The sequence below is a fragment of the Georgenia yuyongxinii genome (assembly GCF_006352065.1).
In the GTDB taxonomy this organism is placed as follows: domain Bacteria; phylum Actinomycetota; class Actinomycetes; order Actinomycetales; family Actinomycetaceae; genus Georgenia; species Georgenia yuyongxinii.
The window spans coordinates 1,282,863-1,306,821 of the sequence record NZ_CP040915.1 but is presented as its reverse complement, the minus strand read 5'-3'; the positions used below and the strand labels follow the sequence as shown (position 1 = coordinate 1,306,821).

Genomic DNA, 23,959 nt, shown 5'->3' with positions numbered 1-23,959 from the left:
ACGCCTGTACCGCGGAGTCTACCGCTCACTACCGGATCGTCCTGCGGCCCCCGAGCCGACCCGCATGCGATCACCGCGCACGGCCCGCAGGATGGTCCGCATGGACCGACGACGCGCTGCTGCCGCCGCCGCGACCGTGCTGCTGCTCGCCGGCTGCGGCTCCACCCGGGAGGAGGTGCCGCTGCCCGGGATCGAGCAGTCGCCCGCCGGCGAGGCCGACACCCCGAGCGCCAGCCCCGGCACGCCGTCGCCCAGCCCCACGGCCGACGACGGCGCCGACGCCGACGCCGCCGCGACCGGTGACGCGGCCCTCACCGCCGTGCGGACCGCCGAGAACGCGGTGCCCGGCGGTCGGGCGGCCGACCTCGACCGGGACGACGACGACGGGGACTACGAGATCACCGTCGTGGGCGCCGGCGGCGCCGAGGACGTCGCCGTGGGCTCGGACGGCACGCAGGTGCTCCGGCAGCAGCCGGACGACGACCTCGACGACGACGACCGTGCCGCCCTCGGCACCGCCACCGTGACGCTCGCCGACGCCATCGATGCCGCCGTGGCCCAGTCCGGCGGCGTGGTGGACGATGTCGAGCTCGAGACCGAGGACAACGGGGTCGTGTGGAAGGTGAAGGTCCGCGCCGGCGACGGCGAGCGTGAGGTCCGCGTGGACGCGGCCGACGGCACGGTGCGCTGAGCACCTGCCGCTTCCCCGCGGCGCGCTGAGGCAGCTGCCGCTCCCCCGCGGCGCGCTGAGGCAGCTGCCGCTCCCCCGCGGCGCGCTGAGGCAGCTGCCGCTCCCCCGCGGCGGGCTGAGGCAGCTGCCGCTTCCACGCGGCGGCATGCCGTGGATCCCGCGTGCCGCGGGCCATACTGGCCCCAACGGACGAGGGAGCAGCATGAGGGTCGGATTCATCGGTGCCGGCAACATGGCCGGCGCGATCGTGCGCGGCATCGTCGCCTCCGGGTCGCTGGCCCCCGAGGACGTGGTGGTGACCAGCGCCCACGGGCACTCCGCGCAGGCACTCGCCCGCGAGACCGGTGTGGACGTGGTGGACACCAACGACGAGCTGGTCGAGCAGGTCGGCGCCGGTGGCGTCGTCGTGCTGGCGGTGAAGCCGCACATGATCGCCGACGTGCTCGCCCCGCTGCAGGACCTGCTGGCCGAGCAGGGCTCGCTGGTCGTCTCGCTCGCGGCCGGCACCACACTGGACCGCCTCGCCGAGCTCCTGCCGGAGGGCCAGGCGGTGGTGCGGGTGATGCCGAACGTCAACGCCCAGATCGGCGCGGGCATGGCCGCGGTGTGCGGCAACGCCGAGGCCAGCGAGAACCAGGTCGACGCCGTCGTCGGCCTCTTCGAGAACGTGGGCCGGGCGATCGTGCTCCCGGAGCGGGACTTCGCCGCCTACTCGGCCATCGCCGGCGCCTCGCCGGCCTTCGTGTTCACGTTCATCGACGCCCTCGCGCGCGGTGGCGTCAAGAACGGGCTCGCCAAGGCTCAGGCGGTGCGGATCGCCGCGCAGGCGGTGCTCGGCAGCGCCCGCATGGTGCTCGAGCGCGCCGCCGACGGCGCCACCCCCGCGGACCTGGTGGACACCGTCACCTCCCCCGGCGGGACCACGGTGGCAGGCCTCGTTGCGATGGAGGACGCGGGGTTCTCCCCCGCCGTCGTGCGCGGGGTGCAGGCCACCGTGGACCGGGACCGCGAGCTGGGCGCCTGACGGCTGACCGCTCACCGCTCACCGCTCACCGCTCACCGGCCGCGACCGTTTCCTTTCGGAACGCTGGTGCAGTTGTTACCTTGGCCATATGCGCGTGCAGGCTGGGGCGCTCGGCGCCCTCGGGGTCGCGGCCGTGGTGGCCGCAGGCCTGGCCGTGCCCGCCGCCGCCGAGCCCACAGCCCGCCCGGACGACCGTTCCACCCTGCGGGTAGCGACCTTCAACGCCTCCCTGAACCGGGCCGCCGAGGGCCAGCTCGCCGCCGACCTCGCGACCGGTGCGGACGCGCAGGCTCGCGCCGTCGCGGAGATCATCAGGCTCACCGCCCCGGACGTCGTGCTGCTCAACGAGTTCGACGACGATCCCACCGGGCAGGCTGTGCGGGACTTCCGCGAGAAGTACCTCCAGGCGGGTCTCGTCGCCGGCGGCGCCGCACCGGTCGACTATCCCTACGTCTACACAGGCCTGGCCGAGACGCGCGACGACACCGAGTCAGGCGACACCGGCCTGGGCGTCACCGCCCCGGAAGACGCTGCGCCGCCCACCGTGCCGTTCAACACCGGGTTGCCCTCCGGCCACGACCTGGACAACGACGGCGTGGTCGGCTCGCCCGGCACGCCCGAGGGCGCCAGTGACGCGCTCGGCTTCGGCACGTTCCCCGGCCAGTACGGCATGGTCGTGCTCTCCCGCTACCCCATCGACACCGACCGGGTGCGCACCTTCCAGAGCTTCCTGTGGCGGGACATGCCCGGCGCGCTGCTGCCGGACGACCCGGCCACGCCCGCGGCGGCCGACTGGTACGCACCGGAGGAGCTCGACGTGCTGCCGCTGTCCAGCAAGTCGCACTGGGACGTGCCCGTGCAGGTGGGGAACACCACGGTGCACGTCCTCGCCGCGCACCCCACCCCGCCCAGCTTCGACGGTCCGGAGGACCGCAACGGCCGGCGCAACCACGACGAGATCCGGTTCTGGGCCGACTACGTCTCCGGCGGCCGGGCGGACGACTACATCTACGACGACGCGGGCCGCACCGGCGGCCTGACGCCCGGTGCAAGGTTCGTCGTCACCGGTGACTACAACGCCGATCCGCTCGACGGGGACTCCGTGCCGGGCGCGATCGACCAGCTCCTGGACCACCGTCGCGTGCGGGACCCGCGACCGACCTCCGGCGGGGCGGTCGAGGCCGCTGCCACCCAGCGCGGCGCGAACGTGGCCCACCGCGGCGACCCGGCCCGGGACACGGCCGACTTCGACGACACCGCGCCGGGGAACCTGCGGGTCGACTACGTCCTGCCCTCGAGGAACCTGCCGGTGCGTGGGGCCGGGGTGTTCTGGCCGATGGCGGACGAGCCCGGCTCGGAGCTGACCGGCCAGTTCCCGTCCCCCAGCTCCGACCATCGTCTCGTCTGGGTCGACGTCCGCGTCCCGGGGCTACGCTGACCTCGTCCGCACCCGGACGGGTGCGGACCCCGCCGGAAGGTGGACGCCATGGGCGAGAACGAGAACCGTGCCGTCGTCGAGCGCCTGGTCCAGTGCCTCAACGACAAACGGGTCGAGGTCATGGACGAGCTGTTCCACGAGGACGCCGTGATGGACTGGCCGCAGTCCGGCGAGCAGGTGATCGGGGGCGACAACCGGCGCGCCGTGTACGGCGCGTTCCCCGGCCTGCCCACCGTCACGCCGAGGCGGGTGCTCAGTGCCGGCGACCTCGTCGTGCTCGAGGCGACGCTGGACTACGGCGGGCCGGCCTACAACAGCGTGTTCGTCTTCGAGATGCGCGAGGGCAGGATCGCCCGCGAGACGGCGTACTGGGCCGAACCGTTCGAGGCGCCCGAGTGGCGCGCGGCGTGGGTCACCCGCGCACAGACCTGACCGCGGGTTGTCCCCGCGTCCACTCCGTTCTGAGCCGCGCGTCCTGAGCCGCGCGCCGTGAGCCGCGCGGTCCGGGACCGGCACGTGCCGGTCCCGGACCGCGGCGATCGGTTCTAGTTCCCGCCTGCGGCGAGCTCGACCTCGATCGGCTTGTAGCCCTCGCCCATGACGTCCTCACCGTCGGCCTTGAGCGCCTCGAGGGCCTGCTCGACGTAGTCGTTGGTGTAGGCCAGGCCCTCGGGCTCACGGGTGAGCACCGTGGCGCCCTGGTCGTTCTGCGCCGTCATGGCGATCTCAACGGTCTGGTCCCACATGGCCTTGTCGATCGTGCCGATGCCGTTCGTCGAGGGCCAGATGAGCTTGTTGATCTCGTTGACCATCCACGCCTGGTGGCTGTTGCCCAGCTGGGAGCCGGCGGCCACGGTGATGTCGCGGCACTCCTCGACGTTGTCGCGGCAGTGGATCCACCCGCGCAACGACGCGGTCAGGAATGCCACCGTGGTGGCCTGGTAGTCGGCGTCGCCCTCGAGCCGCTCGGTGTTGGCCCACACCGCGTCCTGGAGCATGGCGACGCCCTCGTCGTTCCAGTCGATGGCGGTGAAGTCGTCGGCAGTGTAGAGCTCACCGGTGTCGGGGTTCTCCGCCTCGAGCAGCATCGCGTACTCGTTGTACGTCATCGCCTGGGCGGCGTCGATCTCGCGTGCGAGGAGCGCGTTCATGTCGAACTGCTGCTGCACGAGGGTGACGTCGGTGGCGGGGTCGAGGCCGGCACCGGTCATGCCCGCGAAGAGCTCGAACTCGTTGCCGAAGCCCCAGTTGCCCACCTTCTTGCCGGCGAGGTCCGCCGAGGCGGAGATGCCCGAGTCCGCCCAGGCGACCTGCAAGGTGCCGGACCGCTCGAAAATCTGCGCGACGTTGGTGATCCCGGCCCCCTGCTCCCGGGAGGCGAGCGCCTTGGGGACCCAGGCGATCGCGTAGTCGACCGTCCCGTCCGCCAGCACGGCCTGCGGCACGATGTCCACGCCGCCCTCGACGATCTCGACGTCGAGCCCGGCGTCCTCGTAGTAGCCGAGGGCGTCAGCGGCGAGATAGCCGGCGAACTGCCCTTGAATGAACCATTGCAGCTGGAGTGAGACCGGGGTGAGCTCTCCGCCCGCTTCGCTCGTCGCATCATCGCCCGGTGCCGCCGGGTCGCCCGAGTCACCGCAGGCGGCCAGCAGAAGCGAGGCCGCGGCGGCTGCGGCCACCCCGGCGGACAGTTTCGTGAGCCTCATCGTGGATCCTCTCGGTCGTACGGGGGACGGGGGACAAAATTGAGCGATCAGGCCACGGCACCGCCCATGCGGCGCGCGACGAGTCGTTCGAGCAGGAGGGTCACGCAGTAGAACACCAGGCCGAGCACGATCGCCCCGACCACGTACGCCCACGCACGTGGGTAGGCACTGGCTGCTGCGGCCGAGGTGATCGCGGAACCGAGACCGTTCTGGCGGCCGCCGAAGTACTCGGCGACCACCGCGGCGATCACGGCCACGGCCGATGCGAGCCGCAGCCCGGTGAACACGTATGGCACCGCTCCGGGGAGGGTGACGGTCCGCGCCACCTGCCAGCCGCTCGCCGCGTAGGCGCGCATGAGGTCCCGGTGCACCGGTCGCACCTGGCGCAGGCCCTTGAGGGTGTTGAAGAAGACCGGTGCGAACGCCACGACGGAGACGATGATCTGCCGGGAGACCTCCGTGGTGGACCCGAACATGTTGTTGAGCACCGGTGCCAGCGCGACGATCGGCATGACGGCCGCGGCAGCGGCCAGCGGGGACACCACCCCGTCGAGCAGGCGTGAACGCGCGGCCGCCAGGGCGACGACGACACCGGCCACGGCCCCGGCGACGAGCCCGACCAGCACGTTCCACCCGGTGGAAAGGGTGTCGTCCAGCACCAGCCGGCCGGAGGCGACGAGCTCGGCGCCGATCGCGGTCGGACTTGGCAGCAGGTACGGCTTGAGGTCCGCGGCGAGCACCAGCCACTCCCACGCCGCGAGCCCGAGGACCCCGAGCAGCAGCGGGGCCGCGACGTGCGAGACGGCACGCGCCGCCCTCACCGGTCCGCTCCCGGTGCGGCGGCGGGCGTACCAGGGCTTCGCCCGGCGGCGGGCGCGCCGTTCGGCCCGGCGGTGCGCTCGCCGTTCGGCCCGGCGGTGCGCTCGTCGTTCGGTCCGGCGGTCCGCTCGCCGTTCGGCCCGGCGGTGCGCTCGCCGTTCCGCTGCGCGGTGGGCTCGTCGGCGCTCGGGTCCGCAGCGGGCCCGTCGTCGTTCCAGCCGGTCGTGGGTTCGTCTGCGTTGGCCGCGGCCGCCCTGCTCGCGGGCTCGACGCCGTGGAGCGCCTCACGCACGCGGGTGACGGCCCGGAAGAACGCCTCGTCCTCCCGCAGCGCCGCCTCCCGACGGAACGCCTCCCCCAGTCCGACGTCGACGATCTCCTGCACCCGGCCCGGCCGCGGTGACATGACGACCACCCGGTCGGAGAGGTAGGCGGCCTCCGGGACGGAGTGGGTCACGAAGATGACGGCGGCTCGGGTCTCTGCGCAGATGCGCAGCAGCTCGGTCTGCATGTGCTCGCGGGTCATCTCGTCCAGCGCGCCGAACGGCTCGTCCATCAGCAGCAGGCTGGGCGACTCGGCCAGCGCCCGCGCGATCGCGACGCGCTGCTGCATCCCGCCAGAGAGCTGGTGGGGGTAGGCCTGGGCGAAGTCGGTGAGCCCGACCAGGGCCAGCAGCTCGTCGGCCCGCGCCCGCCGCACCCGCCGGTTGGCGCCGTGCAGCTCGAGCGGCAGCTCGACGTTGCCCCGGACCGTGCGCCACGGCAGCAGGCCGGCGCTTTGGAAGGCGATCCCGTAGTCCTGGGCGCGGCGCGCCGCGTCCGCCGTGCGCCCGAAGACCTCGAGGGAGCCAGACGTGGGCGCGTCCAGGTCGGCGACGAGCCGCAGCAGAGTGGACTTCCCGCACCCGGAGGGACCGATGAGGGAGACGAACTCGCCCGGTGCCACGCTCATCGAGACGTCCTGGAGGGCGACGACGTCGCCGCCCCTGCCGGGGAAGACCTTGCCCACCTGCTCGGCACGGACGGCGACGGCGCCGGCGACCTTGGCGGCGTGACGGTGCCCGGCGGCGGGTGTGGCGGTGCTCATGAGACCTCCGAGAAGCGGTAGCGACGCAGGCCCGTCCCGACGAGGGAGACAAGCCCGGCGGCAACCAGCCCGAGGGCGGCGGCAGCGAAGATCGCGGTCCAGGGCTTGGGCGGGTCGCCGCTGGCGGACTGGGCGTAGCTGATGATGAGGCGGCCGATCCCGCCGGCGGTGCCGGTGGAGACCTCGGCCACGATCGCCCCCACGATGGAGGTAGCGGCCGCCAGGCGCAGGGCGGGCAGCAGGAAGGGGACCGCCGCCGGCAGCCGCAACCGCACGAGGGTGCGCCACCAGCCAACGGCGTAGCTGCGGAACAGGTCTACGTGCACCGCGTCGGGCGCCTTCAACCCCCGCAGCGTCCCGACCGCCACCATGAAGAACGACAGGTAGGCGGAGATGGCCGCCACCGACATCCACCGCTCCCACTCCAGGGAACCGATGTGGATGCGCCCGCCCCAGCCGACCACCAGCGGTGCGAGGGCGACAAGCGGCACCGTCTGGCTGAGGATCACCCACGGCAGGACGGCGGACTCCGCGAGCCGCCAGCGCAGCATGAGGACGGCGAGGGCCGCCCCGACGACGACGCCCACGAACCAGCCGAGCATCGCGACCGCCAGGGTGAACACCGATGCGCTCAGCAGCGGCACGAGCAGCGGCGGCGCCCCGGGCGCCCCGGTCGCCGGCTGGAACAGCCGCGACACCATCTCCCACACGTGCGGCATGGACCGCTCGTCCGTGCGGGGCAGCACCCGCGTCTCGCCGACGCTGACGCCCTCCACCGGGCCGAGGAGCTTGTACAGCTCCCAGACCAGGGCCAGCATCAGCACACCGGCGATCCCGAGCACCGCCGTCCGCACCCAGCGGGGCCACGACCCGCCCGCCCAGGGCCACCGGTTGGGTGACCGCGAGCCCCCGGGCACCGGGGTGGCGCCTGGGACGCCCGGCTCGGCCGAGACCGCCGCCGCGACGTCGGGGACCAGGCCGTCCGGCGCGGACCGGGCGGCGCGGGCCGGCGGTGTGCTCATACCTTCGCGAGGACCAGGTCGCGCATCGCGGGGATGACGTGCTCGCCGTACTGGCGCAGGGTTTCCTCCTTGTTGTCATGCATGAGGTAGCCGGCGAACTGGGTCACGCCGAGCCCGCGCAGCTCGGTGAGCTTGGCGACGTGCTCCTGCCAGGTGCCCAGGACACAGAACCGCTCGACGATGTCGTCCGGCACGAACTCGGTGTGGGTGTTGCCGGCCCGCCCGTGCTCGTTGTAGTCGTAGTCGGTGCGCCCCGCGACGTAGTCGGTCAGAGACCTGGGCAAGTCCGAGTCCTGCCCGTACCGTGCGACCAGCTCGGCCACGTGGTTGCCGACCATGCCGCCGAACCACCGGGACTGGTCGTGCATGTGCGCACGGTCCTGGCCGATGTACATCGGCGCGGCCACGCAGAACTGCAGCGCGTCGGGGTCGCGCCCGGCCTTCTCGGCCGCCTCGCGCACCACCTGGATCGTCCACGCCGTCACGTCGGGGTCGGCGAGCTGGAGGATGAACCCGTCGGCGACGTCGCCCGTCAGCGCCAGGGTCTTGGGCCCGTACCCGGCCACCCACACCTCCAGGCGCGAGTCGTGCGCCCACGGGAAGCGCACGGTCGAGCCGTTGATCTCCACCGGCCGGGAGTTCGCGAGCTCACGGATGACGTGCACGGACTCCCGCAGCTGGGCCAGCGACGCGGGGCGGCCGTTGAGCACCCGCACGGCCGAGTCCCCGCGACCGAGTCCGCAGACGGTGCGGTTGCCGAACATCTCGTTCAGGGTGGCGAACGTCGACGCCGTCACCGTCACGTCCCGGGTGATCGGGTTGGTGACCATGGGCCCGACCATCACCTTGCGGGTGGCGGCGAGGATCTGGCTGTAGATGACGTAGGGCTCCTGCCACAGCAGGTGCGAGTCGAACGTCCACACGTGGCTGAAGCCGTGCGTCTCGGCCTGGCGGGCGAGCTCGACCACGCGGGAGGATGGCGGGTTGGTCTGCAGGACGACGCCGAAGTCCATGCGTACTCCTCGATGAGGTTCGGGAGGGGCGGCTAGATCAGGTATTGGGAGAGCTCGCGCTTGACGTACCGGCCGTGGCCGACCCGACCGCGGAACTCGCCGTCGTCGACCAGGACGTTGCCGCGGGAGATGACCGTGTCGACGTGCCCGTCGATCTCGAAGCCCTCGTAGGCGGAGTAGTCCATGTTCATGTGGTGGGTCTTGCCCAGCCCGATGCTGGTGTGCCCGTTGGGGTCGTAGACGACGATGTCGGCGTCGGCGCCAGGGGCGATGACCCCCTTGCGGCCGTACATACCGAACATGCGGGCCGGCGTCGTGCAGCACAGCTCCACCCACCGCTCCAGGGAGATCTCGCCGGTCACCACGCCCTGGTAGATCAGGTCCATGCGGTGCTCGACGCCGCCGATGCCGTTGGGGATCTTGGAGAAGTCCCCCACCCCCATGTCCTTCTGGCCCTTCATGCAGAATGGGCAGTGGTCGGTGGAGACGATCTGCAGGTCGTTGGTGCGCAGCGAGCGCCACATGTGGTCCTGGTGGTGCTCGGCACGGGCGCGCAGCGGCGTGGAGCACACCCACTTCGCCCCCTCGAAGCCAGGTGCCCCGAGATGCTCCTCGAGGGAGAGGTAGAGGTACTGCGGGCAGGTCTCCCCGAAGACGTTCTGGCCCCGGTCGCGGGCCTGCGCGATCTGCTCGGCGGCCTGCTTGGCGGAGACGTGGACCACGTACAGCGGGGCCCCGGTCAGGTTGGCCAGCATGATCGCCCGGTGCGTGGCCTCCTCCTCCGCCTGCCAGGGCCGGGTCAGGCCGTGGAAATAGGGCGCGGTGTCGCCGCGGGCGACAGCCTGCTGGACGAGCAGGTCGATCACCGAGCCGTTCTCGGCGTGCATCATCACCAGCGAGCCGTTGTCCGCGGCCTTCTGCATGGCCTTGACGATCTGGCCGTCGTCGGAGAGGAACACCCCCTTGTAGGCCATGAAGAGCTTGAAGCTCGTGACGCCCTCGGCGACGAGCTCGTCCATCGCGGTGAGCGAGGAGTCCTGCACGTCGGAGAGGATCTGGTGGAAGCCGTAGTCGATGGCGCAGTTCCCGGCGGCCTTCTCGTGCCACGCGGCGTACTGCTCGAGCGGGTTCTCGCCGGCGTACTGGACCACGAAGTCCACGATGGTCGTCGTGCCACCCCAGGCGGCCGCCGTCGTTCCCGTGGCGAAGGTGTCGGAGGCGAAGGTGCCCCCGAAGGGCATCTCCATGTGGGTGTGCGCGTCGATGCCGCCGGGGATGACGTACTTGCCGGAGGCGTCGACGACGGTGTCCACGTTGGCGGCCAGGTCGAACCCGAGCAGGGTCGAGCCGGGGGCGACGACGGCGGCGATGGTCTCGCCGTCGATGAGCACGTCGGCGGGCGTGGCGCCGGTGGCGTTGACGACCGTGCCCCCGGTGATGAGCGTCTTCATCGACTGTCCCCTCCTCAGGGCTCGACGATGGCGTCGTAGGCGTCGGGGCGGCGGTCGCGGAAGAACTGCCAGCGTTCGCGGACCTCACGGATCTGGTCCAGGTCGACGTCCCAGACCTTGACCTCCGCGTCCGTCTTCGAGGCCCAGTCGCCCACGAAGTGCCCGTCCGGGCCCACGACGTAGGAGCTGCCGTAGAAGGTGACGGCGTCGTCGCCGTACTCGTTGGTCTCGGCGCCGACCCGGTTGGAGGCCGCGACGAAGTACCCGTTGGCGATGGCCGCGGCGGGCTGCTCGATCTCCCACAGGTGGTTGGAGATGCCCGGGGCGGTGGCGTTGGGGTTGAAGACGATCTGTGCGCCGGCCAGGCCCAGCGCGCGCCAGCCCTCGGGGAAGTGCCGGTCGTAGCAGATGTTGACGCCGATGCGCCCGACGGCGGTGTCGAACACCGGGTAGCCGAGGTTGCCGGGGCGGAAGTAGAACTTCTCCCAGAACTTCGGCAGGTTCGGGATGTGGTGCTTGCGGTACTTGCCCAGGTAGGTCCCGTCCGCGTCGATGACGGCCGCGGTGTTGTACAGGATGCCGGGCTGCTCCTCCTCGTAGACCGGCAGGACGATCACCATGCCGAGCTCCTTGGCAAGCGCGGCGAACCGCCGTGTGGTCGGCCCCTCGACACCCTCGGCGAAGTCGTAGTACTTCGTGTCCTGCGTGATGCCGAAGTAGGGCCCGTAGAAGAGCTCCTGGAAGCAGATGATCTGAGCACCCTGCGCGGCAGCCTGCCGCGCGAAGTCCTCGTGCAGCCGGGTCATCGACTCCCGGTCGCCGGTCCAGGGCGTCTGGGTCAGGGCGACCTTGACGGTTGTCATCGAGATTCCTCCGCGTGGCTCTGAGACGCGTCGACAGATCGGCCCCGACCAGCCCGCGTCAACCGGTGGGGGCCGTGCCGGACCAGCCGGCACGGTTGGGTCTGGCTGTCCCGGGCCAGCCGGGCGCAGTCGCATCGGGGGCCGGGCCGGCACCGCACCGCAGGTGTCGGCGGCCACAAGGACCTCAGGTGCGCCGTCGGCACGGTGCGAAAGCAGCCCCGGCGGCGCGATACGCGGCGTTCTGCCGACGCTTCCACGCGTCGGTGGTCTCGGAACGTACCAGAGCGCCCAGACCTTCCGGGGCGTTACGGACAAGCGGGTCCCGGCCGGGCACCAGTGAGTAGGATCGCCACGGACCCCGGGCCGGGCATGGCCCGGCGAGTGGGCCTGGACGTGGGCCTATGGCCCGTTCCCGCCACCGGCGTGTGGGCGCTGTGACCCTCGCGACCGGCCCTCCTCCACCACCTGGAGTCCCCGTGCCCGGTCACGTCCACGTCCGCCGCCGCACCACCCCCGCCGTCGTCGCCGTCCTCGCCGGCGCCGCCCTGGTTCTGGCGGCTTGCGGCGCGGGCACCGCCGCGCCGAACGGGCCCGGTGGGAGTGCGTCTGCCGTGCCGGAGGGCCCTGCCGGGGGCACCTCCGCCGAACCGTCCGCGAAACCGGACGCGGGAGGGTTCCCGCTCTCGGTGACGACCTGCGGCGTGGAGACCACCGTGAATGCCCCGCCGCAGCGCATCGTGACGATCAAGTCCTCCGCGACAGAGATGGTCCTCGCGCTCGGGGCCGGTGACCGGCTCGCAGGCACCGCATTTTCCGACGGCGCGATCCCGACCGAGCTCGCCGGTGCGGCCGAGCCCCCGGTGCTTGCCGAGAAGAACCCCTCCGCCGAGGCGGTGCTCGACCTGGAGCCGGACCTGGTGTACGCCGGATGGGAGTCCAACCTCTCCGCAGACGGAGCCGGCGAGCGCGCGATGTACGCCGATCTGGGCATCGCCACCTATGTCGCGCCGTCGGCCTGCAAGGGTGAGTACCAGCCGGAGCGGCTGACGTTCGACCTCGTGTTCGCGGAGATCGAGGAGATGGGCGCGGTGCTCGGCGAGCCGGAGGCCGCCGCCGCCCTGGTCGCCGAGCAGCGCGCGGAGCTCGAGGCGGTCGTTCCCTCCGACACCGGCCTGAGCGCGCTGTGGTACTCCTCCGGGTCCGACACGCCGTTCGTCGGTGCCGGCATCGGGGCGCCGCAGATGATCATGGACGCAGTAGGGCTGGACAACGTGGCCGGTGACGTGGCGGACACGTGGACGTCGCTGGCCTGGGAGGCCGTCGCCGAACGTGAGCCGGACGTCATCGTGCTCGTGGACTCGGCGTGGAACACCGCGGCGAACAAGATCGAGGTGCTCGAGTCCAACCCGGTGACGGCGGCGCTCCCCGCCGTGCAGGAAGGCCGCTACCTCACCGTGCCGTTCCCGGCCACCGAGGCGGGGGTCCGCAACGTCGGGGCCGTCACGGACCTGGCCGCCCAGCTAACGGAGCTCGAGGCGGGGACGTGAGGTCGGCGTCGCGGAGCGGACCGGATGCCGCAGCTGCCTCAGACGTGGTCGCCGAGAGCGGCGCCGTAGTCCGACCTCCGGCAGACCCGCGGCCGCCGACTGACACGCGACCGCCCGTGGACGCTCGGCCACAGGCAGACACGCGACCGCCCGTGGACGCTCGGCCACAGGCAGACACGCGACCGCCCGTGGACGCTCGGCCACAGGCAGACACGCGACCGCCCGTGGACGCTCGGCCACAGGCAGACACGCGACCGCCAGCAGGCGCGGCCGGGGTGTCCCGCCGGGGCCTGCTGCCGGGCGCCGTCCTGCTCGGCCTGGCCGTGGTGCTCGCCGCGACGGCCGGCTGGGCCGTCACGCTGGGACAGGCGGACATCACCGTCGGCGAGGTGTGGGCCTCGGCCTGGCACCACGTGTGCACCGCGGCCGGGCCCGGGGTCACCTGCCCGGCGGATCCGCTCACGGTCATCCAGGACGCGATCATCTGGCAGGGGCGTGCCCCGCGGGTGCTCGCCGCGGCCGCTGTCGGTGCCGGTCTGGCCGTGGTGGGCGCGGTGATGCAGGCGCTCACCCGAAACCCGTTGGCGGACCCCTACCTGCTGGGCGTCTCGTCGGGTGCCTCGGTCGGCGCGGTGCTGGTGCTGGTGCTGGGCCTGTCCGCGGCGCTGCCGGTCGCCGCGTTCGTCGGCGCCTTGGCCGCCCTCGTCGTGACCCTGGCGCTGGCCGCCCGGCGGGACGGCGGACTCTCCCCGGTGCGCACGGTCCTGGCCGGGGTGGCCGTCGCCCAGCTGGGCTCCGCCATCGTCAGCTTCGTCATCTTCTGGTCCGCCACCGGCGACTCCTACCGCGAGATCCTCTCCTGGCTCATGGGCTCGCTCGGCGGGGCCACCTGGTCCGAGGCGTGGCTCGCCGTGGGCGCGACCGCCGTGGTGGGCACGTTCCTCGCAGCCCAGGGCCGCACGCTCGACGCCTTCACGTTCGGGGACGTCTCGGCCGCCTCGCTGGGCATAGCCGTGACCCGGACGCGGTGGGTGCTGCTGGGGGCGGGCGCGCTGCTGACGGCCCTGCTGGTCTCGGTTGCCGGGTCGATCGGGTTCGTGGGGCTGGTCGTGCCGCACGCCGTCCGGCTCCTGGTGGGTGGGCGGCACCACCGCTTGCTGCCGGTCGCCGCGTTGGGCGGGGCGATCTTCCTTCTGCTCGCAGACACCGTGGCTCGGAGCATGTTCGAGCCGCGTGAGCTGCCCGTCGGCATCCTCACTGCTGCGATCGGTGCGCCGGTGTTCGCGGTGCTGCTGCGCCGAAGGGGCCGGGAATGAGCACACAACCAGACGCCGCCCGTGGGTCCGTCGCGCTCGACGGCGCGTACGCCGCACATCATCGGTCAGACGCCAGCCTCGACCATGCGGCCGCCGCCGTCGACCAGCAGGCCGCTGACCTCGACCAGCCGGCCACCACCCGCGACCAGACAGCGGCCAGCCTCGACCATGCAGCCGCCACGCTCGGGCCCACCGGCGCCTACTCCAGCTCGACGGCGGACGCAGCTGACCGTGTCCCGGCCCTCAACATCGCCGCCCTGACCTACGCGGCCGGCCCGGTCACCATCCTCGACGGCGTCGACGCGACCGTCCCGGCCGGCGCGGTGTGCGCCGTCGTCGGCCCCAACGGCGCCGGGAAGTCCACGCTCCTGCGCCTACTGGTCGGTGCCCTCCCCCGGGCCCAGGGCACCCTCCTGCTCTCGGGGGCGGAGCTGACCCGTCTGACCCGCCGCCAGCGCGCCCGCGCGCTCGCCCTGGTCGAGCAGGACGCCGCCTCCGACGTCGCCCACGACGTGCTCGACGTCGTCCTCCTGGGCCGCACCCCGCACCGTCCGCGCTGGGGCGGGGACTCGGTCGCCGATGTTGACGTCGCTCATCGGGCGATGGCCCGCACGGGCGCGGGGGCCACCGCCGGCCGTGACTTCGCGACCCTGTCGGGCGGGGAACGTCAACGCGTGCACCTTGCCAGGGCGCTGGCGCAGGAACCTCAGGTGCTGCTGCTCGACGAGCCTACGAACCACCTCGACGTCGCCGCCCAGCTCGCCGTGCTCGGCCTGGCGCGCGAGCTAGCCGACGACGGCGTGACGGTGCTCGCCGCCCTGCACGACCTCAACCACGCGCTGCGATCCTGCGACCACGTGCTGGTCCTGGACGCCGGCCGTGTGGTCGCCGCGGGTCACCCGGGCGAGGTGCTCACCGCCGAGCTGGTCAGTGCGGTCTACGGTGTTCGGGCGCACCGCGTGGTCGCCGGCGGGCGAGACCTGCTCGTCTTCGACCCCGCCTGATCGGTCGGCCGACTGCGGGGTGACCACCGTCCCGGCGCCGCCTGACACGCGCCCAACGCGGTCGCGGCGGGCTCACTCCTCGCTGACGCCCTTGCGGAACATGTCCTCGGCAGGGGGCCTGATCAGGGTCGCGGCGCCGTCGCCGTCCTCGACGGTGACGGCGTGGGCCATGCCCCGCACGACGGCGACCGGCCGCCCGGCGGCCTTCCCCTTGACCAGCTCGGCGGCGGCGGCGATCTCGTCGGCCAGGTTGACGACGGTGACCTGCAGCTCGCGTCCGTAGGCGTCATGGCGTCCGCGGTGGTCGGCCAGCACCCGCACCCCGGCGGCGCCGATGGCCATGTCGACCACCCCCCGGCGCCACGGACGGCCGGCTGTGTCCGTGATCAGGACGCCGGGCCGCACTCCCAGACGTGCATGCAGCCCGCGGCGCAGGCGTCGAGCGGAGGCGTCCGGGTCCTCGGGGAGCAGCAGAGCAGTGCCGGCGGGCACGTCGGAGAGGTCGACGCCGGCGGCCGCCATCACGAGGCCCTGCCTGTTCTCGACTATGCGCAGCACGGACCCATCAGGCCGCTCGCGCGTGGCGACCACCCGGACGGTCTCCCCCGCGATCACCTGGTCGCGCTCGGTGGCGTCACGCGCGGCGACCAGCCGCCCCTCCGCCTTGGCGACGACCTTGGAGGCCACCACCACGACGTCGCCCTCGGCGACGCCGGTCGTGCCGTCCGGCCAGGTGAGCGCGGCAAGGACGGGTGTGAGGCGAGCGGCGAGGTCGTCCCCGTTGGTGATCGTGGGCACGCCGTCGGGCGCCTGAGCGAGCACCATCGCTGCCGGCGCGGTGGCGTCGGAGGGCTCGTGCTCGGTCGGTGCGTCGGGGTTCCCGCGCTCGGTCGGTGCGTCGGGGTTCCCGCGCTCGATCGGTTCCTGCGCGCTCATCGGGCGAGGTTCGGGAGGACGTCGCGTCCGAAGACCTCGAGCCACTCGGCCTGGTTGCGGCCAACGTTGTGCAGGTAGATCCGGTCGAACCCGAGGTCGACGTAGCGCTGGATCTCCGCCCGGTGCGCGTCCGGGTCCGCCGAGATCACCATGCGGCCGGCGAAGTCCTCCTCCCGCACCAACTTGGCCATCGCCGCGAAATCGAACGGGGAGCGGATGTCCGCCTTGGGGAACTTCATCCCGCCGTTGGGCCACTGGTCGAGCGCGTTGGCCAGTGCCTCCTCATCGGTCGGCGCCCAGGACAGGTGCAGCTGAAGCACCTTGGGCATCGCCTCGGGGTCCTTGCCGGCTTCCTTCGCACCTGCAGCGAACTTCTCGAAGAGGTTCCCGATCTTCTCCAGGGGCGCCCCCACCGTGATCAGGCCGTCGGCGTGCTTGCCGGCCCGCTTGGCGGTCACCGGCCCGCCGGTCGCTACCAGGATCGGCGGCGCCTGGTCCGGCATCGTCCACAACCGGGTGGACTCAAGCTTGTAGAACGTCCCGGCATGCTTCGTGTCCTTGCCCGCCGCGGAGTTGGTGAAGAGCTTGCGGATGATCTCGATGGCCTCGAACATCCGGTTGATCCGCTCAGGTGCCTCGGGCCAGTACTGCCCGAGAATGTGCTCGTTGAGCGCCTCTCCCGAGCCCAGCCCAAGCCAGTGCCGGCCCGGGTACATCGCCGCCAGCGTCGCCGAGGCCTGCGCCACCATCGCGGGGTGCCAGCGGAACGTCGGCGCGGTCACCCCGGGACCGAGGTCGCCGCGCGTGCGCTCGGCGACGGCGGTGAGCACGTTCCACACGAACCCCGCCTGCCCCTGCGTAGGCGTCCAGGGCTGGAAGTGGTCCGCCGCCATCACCCCGGAGAAGCCGTGCTGCTCAGCGATGGCGGAGTACTCCACCGCCTCCATAGGCGCGAACTGCTCCAGCGCCGCTGCATAACCGATCGTCAGGCTCATGACCGTCATCCTGGCAGGTCACTGCGCGCGCGGCGTCGGAGACCGACGCACGGCTCGCTGCCGGATCCGCGCATCACGGTCACCACTCCTCACTGCTGTGGCGGTTCGTCCTCGCCCGATTCCTCAGCGGTGTCGGCGTCCTCCTTGGTGTGGTGCACCGCGCCGTCCGCGTGTTCGGGCGGGCCGTAGATCGTGTAGAGCACCAAAGGGTTGGGGCCGACGTTGACGAAGTTGTGCCGTGTACCTGCCGGAACCGCGACGATGTCGCCTGGTGCCACGAACTGTTCCTCGTCCTCGATGACCGCCTTGCCGGCGCCGGCGACGAAGCTGAGGATCTGGTCCGACTCCCAGTGCGTCTCCTCACCGATCTCGCCGCCGACCGGGATGGTCATGACGACCAGCTGGCTGTGCTCGCCGGTCCACAGCACGCGGCGGAAATCGGCGCTCTGCTCGGGTTCGCCTTCGCGCGACCACAGTCGGATGGTCATCGTCACTCCCCATCTCCGGCAGCCAGGGGCGCCGCCGGTGCTCGAGGCCCCTAGCGTCTCGCAGGGGGCGATGACGTGCAGGCGGAACGGGCGGTCGTGTCCTCGGGACGCCTACGTCGGCCCCTGTCGCCCGCGGGCATCGAGGGGGATGAACCTGGGTCCACACCTGAGCGTTCGGATTCACCGGCACACCGCGCGTCGGGACCGACCAGCACACGCGGCACGGTCCCGTCCGGACGTTCCGGACGGGACCGTGGAGAGTGACTGCGTGGCGCGGCCCCCGCATGACCTGTCTGGTCAGAAGGGCGGTTCCGTAGCCTGTCCGGCTGGGATGCCGTCGACCCACAGCAATGGTTGAGGGTGAGCGCCTGCAGACTTCCCGGGCGGGGCACCTCGCTGGCTCCCTGGCGGTGCCCCAGGCTGGCCTCCTGGCGGCGCTCCGGGCTGGCCTCCTGGCGGCGCCCCGGGCTGGCCACCGGGTGGGGCGCTGGGCTGGCTCCCTGGCGGGGCGCCCGGACGGGGTGTGCCGGTCCCGTCGGCGCCTGACGTCGCCGATGTCAGCGTCGTCGCGGTGGGCTGGGCTTTGCGTGTTCCGGTGGTTGCCGGTCCGGTACTCGCCCCCGCGCGCGGGGTCTGGTCCAGCGTCGGAGGCCAGGACTCGATCAGCGGGTCGTGGCAGGTCGTCCGCGCCGGCGTCAACGCGTCCGGAACCACATTACCGGTGGTCGCGCGGCGGGCCCCTGAGGGCCGGGGTGGTCGATGCGTGGTGCCCAGGTGCCGGCCGTCGCGGTAGTGGAAGTCGAACCCGTCGGCCAGGATCGTGATGCGGATGTGCTCGTCGTGGACGCGGTGATGGTGATAGATGCACAACGTGCACCCGTTGCACAACGCCGTCGGCCCACCGTTGGCCCAGAACCACACGTGGTGGACCTCGCACCACGCCGCCCGGATCGAGCACCCCGGCCACTGACAGTGCCGGTCCCGGGTGGTCACCGCCCGGCGCAGCTCCCGGTTGTACAACCGCTGGGTCTGCCCCACGTCCAACGGCATCGACGCCGCGTCCATCACGATCCGGGTGACCTGACAGTCGCACACGATCCGGTCCAGCTCCCCACCCGGGACCAGCGACCCGTCCTCCAGCACCGCCGGCGCCACGTTCGGCAACGGCGGCAGACCCGGCAGCACCACCCGCCGCGCCGGCACACACCCGTCCCGCCCACCACCAGCGCCGCCACAGTCGGTGCCGGAGGTGTCGGTGCCGGCGGTGTCGCGGCCGTCGGTGCCGGCGGTGTCCAGGGTGCCCAGGGCGCGGGGCAGCCCGTCCGGACCCAGACCGAACGCGGCACCGGTGAACCCGGCCGCGGCATCGACCGCGGCTTGGTCGGCGGCCTCGATCGCGGCCCGGCGCGCCAGCAGCGCCGCCCAGGTCTGCTCCTCCACGATCAACGCCAGATGCGGGCGGATCTGGGCCCCGACCCGGTCCGCGCCGACCTGCAACACCCGCGAGGCCATCGTCACCAACGCGTCCGCGCGGCGCTGCTCGCGGGTCCGGTCATCATCGGTGCCCGGCTTGCCCACGATCGCGTCCAACGCGGTCTCCACGATCGTGCCGCCCACATCATCGAGGAACCACTCACCTACCCGCCCGCCCGCACCCCGGCGGGTGGCCACCGACCGACGCCGCCACACCGCCGCGAAACTGTCCTGCGCGGCCTGCGCATCGATCGCCGCGGCGACCTTCTTCGCCTCCCGCGCCAGCTCCGGCGCACTCAGGCTCTTGCCCTTGGCCACCAGGTCCGCCGCCGCTCCGCCCTCCAGAGCGGCCTTGACCTCCGCCGACCCCGTGGCCCGCAACCGCGTCAACGCCCGCGCATGCTCCAGCGTCAGCTCCCCACCCGCGACCGCGTCCGCGACCTCGGGCATCGCCGCCAACCCCTCCGCGACCTGCAACTCACCTACCGCCGGGCCCCGGCCCGTCCCGCTCGCCCGGCCCCGCCAGTCCGCGAAGTCCCGGTCCAGCGCGGTGCCCCACCGCCCGTCCTCCTTGTGCGCGACCAGCAACTGCCCCCGATACAACGTCAACGACGAGATCACCCCATCAAGGCCGGCGATCACACCCTCCCGCTCCGCGTGGCCCCAGCCCGGCCCCGACACCGGCGCCCCCGCCGTCAATCCGGCCACCGCCACACGGACGGCACTCAGCAGCTCCGACGGCGCCGACCCACCAGGCGGCGGCACCACCACATCCGCATCGACTTCCGGCACCGGTCCCACCCCCTCAGCACATCATCGAACTGATGTTCGAACACTACGACGCGCCACCGACATCACTCCGACACGGACGGCTGCCTGTGCACAAAAGCGTCGCCCGGCGGGCTCGATGCCGACACATGCCTGGGCATATTGAGGCGAGTTGGAAAGGAAGCGGCCAGCGGAAGCGCCCAGCGGCAGCGGCCAGCCAGCGGAAGCGGCCAGCGGCCAGCGGCCAGCCAGCGGCAGCGGCCAGCGGCCGCCACGGGCGGTGCGGCGGCGTCTCGAGCCTGCTATGTCCGCGCCGGTCGCAGGAGGCGCGCCGCCGGTCACCATCCAACGGCGCACCACAAGACAACTCGCCGCGGCGCGCGCCGCGCTGAGAAGCCGCGGTGCCACGACGAGACCTCGTGAACGTGAGGTGCCCAGAGCTCAGCCGGGCAGGTACGCCTCCACGAGCCCGCGCGCGACGGCGGCAGAGTCGACCAGCGGATGCATCGCGAACGCCTGCCAGGCCGCCTCGCGCGAGCCGGTTCGGGCGGCCTCGATGATGAGCCGCTCGCAGGCCTTGACCGCGGCCACCCGGGCGAGCATGGCCGGTGTCAGCGGGGTCTGCGGGGCGAGCGGGTGCACCCCGGCGCCGTCGACTCGTACAGGCACCTCGACGACGGCGTCCGCCGGCAGGCCCGGCACGAGCGATGCGCCGTCGTCGCCGATGTTGGCGACGTCCAGGATCATGCGGTGCTCCTCACCGCCGAGCAGCGCCGCCATGAGGTCCACCGCCACCTCGTGGTAGCCCCCGCCGAGGTCCTCCGCCTCCCGCTCCCCCGCGGCGGCTCCTTCCCGCTCGGTGGCCATGTACGTGGCCTCCCGCTCGGCGAGCGCCGCGCGCCACAGCGCCAGGGCGTTCCCGGGTGCTGCGGCGGCCGCGGCGTAGAAATCGCCCTGCTGGCGCGCGAGGAACTCACCACGGGTCCGCTCCTCCGCGGTGATCGCCGCCAAGGCCTCGCGTGTGAAGTCGTAGTAGTACAGGTACTCGTTGGGCAGCGCCCGCTGCGCGCGCACCCAGCCGGCGCCCATGAGCCGGACCTCCTCGAGGCCCGCGAGCGCGGCGTCGTCCGCCAGCAGCGCCGGTAGCAGCTCCGTCCCTTCCGCGCGGACCCCGCGCAGCCACCCGAGGTGGTTGAGGCCGGCGTAGTCCACCTCCACCTCGCCGCGGTCGAACGCACGCGGATCCAGCCCGCAGGCGCGCAGCGTGCGGCGCACGAGCGCGATGGGCGTGTCGCAGATGCCGACCACCCGGTCGCCCAGGTGGGTGCGCATCGCCTCGGTGACGATCGAGGCGGGGTTGGTGAAGCTGATCGTCCAGGCATGCGGGGCGAGCTCGGCGATGCGGGCCGCGAGCGCGTCGACCACCGGGACGGTCCGCAGGGCATAGGCTAGGCCGCCCGGCCCGACCGTCTCCTGCCCGAGCACCCCCGCGGCCAGCGCCGTCCGCTCGTCATGGGTGCGCCCCGCCGTCCCGCCTACGCGGATCGCCGAGAAGATGACGTCGGCCCCGGCGACGGCGTCGTCCACGTCCGTAGCGGCGCGCACGCCGGGGGCACCACCGGTCTCGGCGGCAAGCTGGGCGAGCACGTCCGTCATGACGGCGAGGCGGGCGGCGTCATCGTCGAGGAGCACGACGTCGGTGACGTCCACCCGTCCGCGGGCGGCGGCGACGGCCTGGTACACGAGCGGGACGCGGAAGCCGCCCCCGCCGAGAATCGTGAGCTTCACGCTGTTCACCGTACTGCGGTGGCAGGATCGGCCAGCGTGAGCGCCTCTTCCGCCGACTCCCTGGACCTGCTGGTCTCCGGGCCCGTCTTCTTCGACATCGTCTTCACCGGCCTGCCGACCGCGCCGCGCGCGGGCACGGAGGTGTGGGCCACGGGCATGGGGTCGGCGCCAGGCGGCATCGCGAACCTGGCGGTCGCCGCGGCCCGGCTCGGCCTCCGCACCGGCCTCGCCGCGGGGTTCGGCGACGACGCCTACGCCGACTGGCTGTGGACGGTGCTCGGCGAGCAGGAGGGCGTGGACCTGACACCCTCCCGGCGCTACCGCCGCTGGCACACGTCGGTGACGGTCTCGATGGCGCTGAACGGCGACCGGGCGATGGTCACCCACGGTCATCAGGACCCGGAACCACCTGCGGAGCTGCTCGCCGGCGCCCCGCCGGCCCGCGCCGTCGTCGCCGAGCTCTCCGGCACCGCCCGGGGTACGGAGCCGTGGTGGCGCGCCGCCGCCGAGGCCGGGACCCTGGTCTTCGCCGACGCCGCGTGGGACCCGTCGGAGACGTGGGACCCGGGCCACCTGGAGCTCCTCAACGGCTGCCACGCCTTCACGCCCAACGTCGTGGAGGCGCTGGCGTACACCCGCGCCGACACCCCGCTCCAGGCCGCCCGGGCGTTGTCCGCGCACGTGCCGCTGGTCGTGGTCACCCTGGGCGCGGAGGGCGCGCTCGCCGTCGACGCCGCATCCGGCGAGGAGGCGCAGGTGGAGGCGCTGCAGGTGGACGCCATCGACGCCACCGGCGCCGGGGACGTGTTCGCCGCCGCCCTGGTCACAGGCACGCTGCAGGGCTGGGCGCTGGAGCAGCGGCTGCGGTTCGCCACCCTCTGCGCGTCCCTCGCCGTCCAGCACTTCGGCGGTTCGCTCGCCGCACCCGGCTGGGGCGACATCGCCGACTGGTGGGCCGCCACGGTCGCGGCCGCCCGCACCGGCGACCGGGCCGCCCGGGCGACGGCGGACCACTACGAGTTCCTCACCGACGCCCTGCCCGGGCACGCCCTGGCGCGGGTGCGCCGGGCGGAGGCCACGATGGCGCGGCTGTCCGACGCCGAAGGTGCCAACGCCACCCGACCGGCACCGACGCTCCGCGAGCGCTGACCCTCCACGCGGGCCAAGGCTCCACAGGCGCCGGCGCTCCACCGCGGGCGCGAACGCGGGCAGGGAACAATGGCCGGCATGGACACCACCCGGTACCGCCTCGACGGCCACGACGTCCTCGCGCACCGTCTCACCGTGCCCCTGGACCACGCCGCGCCGGGCGGGGAGACCATCGAGATCTTCGCCCGTGAGATCGTGCGCGACGGCGGTGCCGAGAAGCCGCACCTCGTCTGGTTCCAGGGTGGGCCCGGCGGGCGGGGCGACCGGCCGGCGCGGATCTCCGGGTGGATCGACAGGGCCCTGCGGGACTACCGGGTGGTGCTCCTCGACCAGCGCGGCACCGGGCTGTCCACCCCGGGCGACGCGCTGACCATCACCGCACGCGGGGACGCCGCCGCGCAGGCCGCCTATCTGAGCCACTTCCGGGCGGACGCCATCGTCGCCGACGCCGAGGCCCTGCGCCGGCACCTGGCCGGCGACCGACCCTGGTCGGTGCTCGGCCAGTCCTACGGCGGGTTCGTCATCATCAGCTACCTCTCGACGGCCCCCGGCGGGCTCCGCGAGGCCTTCGTCACCGGTGGGCTGCCGGGTCTGACCACGCCGGCCGAGCAGGTCTACCGGCTCACCTACGCCAAGACCGCCCGCCGCAACGCCCAGTACTTCGCCCGCTACCCCGACGACCAGGCGACCCTGCGTGAGGTTGCCCGGCACCTGGCGGAAACCGAGGAGCTGCTGCCCACCGGGGAACGGCTCAGCGCCCGACGGCTGCGGCAGGTGGGCACCCGGCTCGGCGCCGGTCTGGGTTTCGACGCCCTGCACTACCTCCTCGAGGACCCCTTCGTGACCGTGGCCGGCGCCCGCCGGCTCTCGCGCGGCTTCCTCGCCGACGCCGGCGCCCTGCTCAGCTACGCCGGCCGCGAGCTGTACGCGGTGCTGCACGAGACGATCTACGCCCAGCGCGCGGCCACCCACTGGGCGGCACACCGCGTGCGCGGCGAGTTCGCCACCATGGCCGAGGACGCCGACCCCGCCTGGCACGCCACCCCCTACCACCTCACCGGTGAGCACATCTACCCTTGGCAGCTGCGTGAGGACCCAGCGCTCGCCCCGCTCGCCGCCGCGGCGGACCTGCTCGCGGCGAAGGAGGACTTCCCCGCGCTCTACGACCCGCAGGTCCTCGCCGAGAACACGGTGCCGGTGGCGGCGGCGGTGTACACGGACGACATGTTCGTCCCGGTGGAGCTGTCCCAGGAGACCGCCCGAGCGGTGCAGAACCTGCGGCCGTGGATCACCAACGAGTACCACCACGACGGCATCCGGGTCGACGGCGAGCACATCCTCGACCGGCTCATCACGCTCGCCCGCAGCTGAGTGCGACGGC

Annotated in this window: 20 protein-coding genes and 1 pseudogene; 9 read left to right on the top strand and 12 right to left on the bottom strand. The window is 72.9% G+C overall.

The annotated features are described in order from the left end of the window. The first annotated feature begins 100 nt into the window (after positions 1–100). From FE374_RS05960 to FE374_RS05945, 4 genes are all read left to right on the top strand, one after another. Positions 101–691: a PepSY domain-containing protein gene (locus FE374_RS05960; RefSeq protein WP_139927673.1), complete on the top strand. Its 591-nt coding sequence runs from the start codon at positions 101–103 to the stop codon at positions 689–691. 202 nt (positions 692–893) lie between these two features. Beyond that, entirely contained in the window at positions 894–1,715 is an 822-nt protein-coding gene (proC, locus tag FE374_RS05955) for a pyrroline-5-carboxylate reductase (RefSeq protein WP_139927672.1), read from the top strand. Positions 1,716–1,803: 88 nt separating this feature from the next. Further along, positions 1,804–3,153, top strand: a complete 1,350-nt coding sequence (locus tag FE374_RS05950) for an endonuclease/exonuclease/phosphatase family protein (protein ID WP_139927671.1) — start codon at positions 1,804–1,806, stop codon at positions 3,151–3,153. A gap of 48 nt (positions 3,154–3,201) precedes the next feature. Next, complete coding sequence (locus FE374_RS05945) at positions 3,202–3,585, top strand: nuclear transport factor 2 family protein (RefSeq protein WP_139927670.1); 384 nt, start codon at positions 3,202–3,204, stop codon at positions 3,583–3,585. Positions 3,586–3,698: 113 nt separating this feature from the next. Here the strand turns inward: FE374_RS05945 and FE374_RS05940 are convergent, their stop codons facing one another. The 7 genes and pseudogenes from FE374_RS05940 to FE374_RS05910 form a co-directional block, all read right to left on the bottom strand. Next, positions 3,699–4,859 carry an ABC transporter substrate-binding protein gene (locus tag FE374_RS05940; RefSeq protein WP_139927669.1) on the bottom strand — a complete coding sequence of 387 codons (1,161 nt, stop codon included), beginning with the start codon at positions 4,857–4,859 and terminating at the stop codon, positions 3,699–3,701. A gap of 47 nt (positions 4,860–4,906) precedes the next feature. Then, complete coding sequence (locus tag FE374_RS05935; RefSeq protein ID WP_223173654.1) at positions 4,907–5,680, bottom strand: ABC transporter permease; 774 nt, start codon at positions 5,678–5,680, stop codon at positions 4,907–4,909. A 242-nt stretch (positions 5,681–5,922) separates the two neighbouring features. Beyond that, a pseudogene (locus tag FE374_RS05930) lies at positions 5,923–6,765 on the bottom strand (ABC transporter ATP-binding protein); the annotation flags it as partial. Next, a complete protein-coding gene (locus FE374_RS05925; RefSeq protein ID WP_139927668.1) occupies positions 6,762–7,787 on the bottom strand; it encodes an ABC transporter permease in 1,026 nt (341 codons plus the stop codon). The pseudogene FE374_RS05930 and the gene FE374_RS05925, both read right to left, overlap by 4 nt. After that, a complete protein-coding gene (locus FE374_RS05920; protein WP_139927667.1) occupies positions 7,784–8,800 on the bottom strand; it encodes a TIGR03842 family LLM class F420-dependent oxidoreductase in 1,017 nt (338 codons plus the stop codon). Before FE374_RS05920 ends, FE374_RS05925 begins: the two co-directional genes overlap by 4 nt. 32 nt (positions 8,801–8,832) lie before the next feature. Then, positions 8,833–10,251, bottom strand: a complete 1,419-nt coding sequence (gene hydA / locus FE374_RS05915; protein ID WP_139927666.1) for a dihydropyrimidinase — start codon at positions 10,249–10,251, stop codon at positions 8,833–8,835. Positions 10,252–10,265: 14 nt separating this feature from the next. Further along, positions 10,266–11,114 (bottom strand): nitrilase-related carbon-nitrogen hydrolase, encoded by an 849-nt coding sequence (locus tag FE374_RS05910; RefSeq protein ID WP_139927665.1) that lies wholly within the window; start codon positions 11,112–11,114, stop codon positions 10,266–10,268. A 476-nt stretch (positions 11,115–11,590) separates the two neighbouring features. On the opposite strand from FE374_RS05910, the gene FE374_RS05905 reads away from it, so the two are divergent. From FE374_RS05905 to FE374_RS05895, 3 genes are all read left to right on the top strand, one after another. Then, the gene (locus FE374_RS05905; RefSeq protein WP_230978478.1) at positions 11,591–12,661 is read left to right on the top strand and encodes a putative F420-0 ABC transporter substrate-binding protein; all 1,071 of its coding nucleotides are present in this window, start codon (positions 11,591–11,593) and stop codon (positions 12,659–12,661) included. A gap of 275 nt (positions 12,662–12,936) precedes the next feature. Next, positions 12,937–13,977 (top strand): putative F420-0 ABC transporter permease subunit, encoded by a 1,041-nt coding sequence (locus tag FE374_RS05900; protein WP_230978477.1) that lies wholly within the window; start codon positions 12,937–12,939, stop codon positions 13,975–13,977. Further along, a complete protein-coding gene (locus tag FE374_RS05895) occupies positions 13,974–14,981 on the top strand; it encodes an ABC transporter ATP-binding protein (RefSeq protein ID WP_139927663.1) in 1,008 nt (335 codons plus the stop codon). The genes FE374_RS05900 and FE374_RS05895 overlap by 4 nt, the downstream gene beginning before the upstream one ends. Positions 14,982–15,053: 72 nt before the next feature. On the opposite strand, the gene cofE is transcribed toward FE374_RS05895, so the two are convergent. From cofE to FE374_RS05870, 5 genes are all read right to left on the bottom strand, one after another. Next, entirely contained in the window at positions 15,054–15,917 is an 864-nt protein-coding gene (gene cofE, locus FE374_RS05890) for a coenzyme F420-0:L-glutamate ligase (RefSeq protein ID WP_456319088.1), read from the bottom strand. Further along, complete coding sequence (locus FE374_RS05885) at positions 15,914–16,912, bottom strand: TIGR03557 family F420-dependent LLM class oxidoreductase (RefSeq protein ID WP_139927662.1); 999 nt, start codon at positions 16,910–16,912, stop codon at positions 15,914–15,916. Before FE374_RS05885 ends, cofE begins: the two co-directional genes overlap by 4 nt. Positions 16,913–17,001: 89 nt before the next feature. Further along, positions 17,002–17,400, bottom strand: coding sequence for a cupin domain-containing protein (locus tag FE374_RS05880; protein WP_139927661.1), 399 nt, complete (start codon positions 17,398–17,400; stop codon positions 17,002–17,004). A gap of 297 nt (positions 17,401–17,697) precedes the next feature. Then, positions 17,698–19,461: an HNH endonuclease gene (locus tag FE374_RS05875; protein ID WP_168205607.1), complete on the bottom strand. Its 1,764-nt coding sequence runs from the start codon at positions 19,459–19,461 to the stop codon at positions 17,698–17,700. Positions 19,462–20,082: 621 nt separating this feature from the next. After that, a complete protein-coding gene (locus tag FE374_RS05870; protein ID WP_139927659.1) occupies positions 20,083–21,429 on the bottom strand; it encodes a family 4 glycosyl hydrolase in 1,347 nt (448 codons plus the stop codon). A gap of 36 nt (positions 21,430–21,465) precedes the next feature. On the opposite strand from FE374_RS05870, the gene FE374_RS05865 reads away from it, so the two are divergent. Together FE374_RS05865 and FE374_RS05860 are read left to right on the top strand one after the other, a co-directional pair. Then, positions 21,466–22,578 (top strand): carbohydrate kinase family protein, encoded by a 1,113-nt coding sequence (locus tag FE374_RS05865; protein ID WP_230978476.1) that lies wholly within the window; start codon positions 21,466–21,468, stop codon positions 22,576–22,578. 78 nt (positions 22,579–22,656) lie between these two features. Continuing rightward, the gene (locus tag FE374_RS05860; RefSeq protein ID WP_223173652.1) at positions 22,657–23,949 is read left to right on the top strand and encodes an alpha/beta fold hydrolase; all 1,293 of its coding nucleotides are present in this window, start codon (positions 22,657–22,659) and stop codon (positions 23,947–23,949) included. Positions 23,950–23,959: the final 10 nt, after the last annotated feature.